This window comes from Metabacillus litoralis, from assembly GCF_007994985.1.
GTDB lineage: Bacteria > Bacillota > Bacilli > Bacillales > Bacillaceae > Metabacillus > Metabacillus litoralis.
In genome coordinates, this window is record NZ_VOQF01000027.1 from 1 (window position 1) to 1,238 (window position 1,238).

Annotated in this window: 1 protein-coding gene; it reads right to left on the minus strand. The window is 34.3% G+C overall.

The genetic code is table 11. The annotated features are described in order from the left end of the window. Nucleotides 1–208: 208 nt before the first annotated feature. A complete protein-coding gene (locus FS935_RS22235) occupies nucleotides 209–685 on the minus strand; it encodes a hypothetical protein (protein ID WP_146950805.1) in 477 nt (158 codons plus the stop codon). Between the last annotated feature and the right edge of the window lie 553 nt (nucleotides 686–1,238).

Below are 1,238 nucleotides of genomic sequence, written 5' to 3' on the forward strand. Positions count from 1 at the left end.
AGTAGTTTTGCAAGGGGTTTAGCAAGAACACGTATATATGCACTCTTTTACTATTAAAAACTAGGGAAACTACTGTTTCGTGCTGCAGTAGAGCAATGTTATCGCTATTGTAAAGCAACTAAGGTAAGAATTCGATCGAAAATCCATGTTTTCGGTTACCTTGCTTTTCTTCACAATGAAGGGGACATTAAATCTACTTCTTGGTCACTTATGTTTTCTCTTTAGATAGGTCGAATATTTCATCCTGCCATAATTGATACATATAGATAATTAATGCAAAAGCGACCATCATAGCAACAATAGCTATTGTAGGCAAAGTCGATTCACTCGAAACAAGACCCATCCTTTGCCCTATTGGATATAAGATGTACATAAATAACCCGTCCAAAAGTATATTAACAGTCAAATATAGCCAAAATCTCCTGAAAGTAAAGTGGAATACCCAGATAACGATAACTAAATAAGCTCCATACACCCAAGGAATCGGCACGACTTTATCCCACCCGAACAGGCTGGAACCTGACTCTTCCCACCATCCATAATGGTAAGCCGCTTGATATGCCAAGGTATGAATAACAGTCATAAAAAGAGCGACAGGCATATACCTGCGTACAGTATCCGCTTTCAAGAAAAACAAGGATGCCCAGGGCAATATCAAAAGTGACCAAAGAATAATCTGTTTCATGTTAGTAATACCCCACATTAGTTTTTATGTGTAGTGTTACTCTTGGTTCATATATTTATTCGGCTTATTCGATAATCTTTGGAAAATTGCTATTGAACTTAAGACTCACCTTTAGTTAATTAATTTACCAGGCAATTAATTTTGAGAATAGTATCTTTGTACTGAAATCTAATTCACATTATTTATAACTAAACTAAGTTAGATGCTTTTCCGTTGGATACAATAACGGTTAGGAAGAGGGAGTAAACTCACTATTATTCTTAAAGTCTTAACTTCGTGTAAAATATCAATTAACACAACTAAATAAAAGTTGTTAAAACGTCTCGAATCCTTGAAATTTATGGAGTTGAGACGTTTTTTGATAGGATCAGTAATTAAAAGATAAGTGTTATTAACACATCTTGGGGGGAAAACACCAGAATCTATATCTATTTTTCGGCAACAAAATCAGGATTTAGCATAACCCATTTAATGCCTAGTTGACATATACTGCACAGTAGGATTTACATAATTGTGGAAAAAATGAACAATAATTTAATATCTTCTGATAAGA

Bases quoted from the DNA above. Each gene is read 5' to 3' on its own strand.
- FS935_RS22235 (WP_146950805.1), bottom strand. From the start codon at position 685: ATGAAACAGATTATTCTTTGGTCACTTTTGATATTGCCCTGGGCATCC.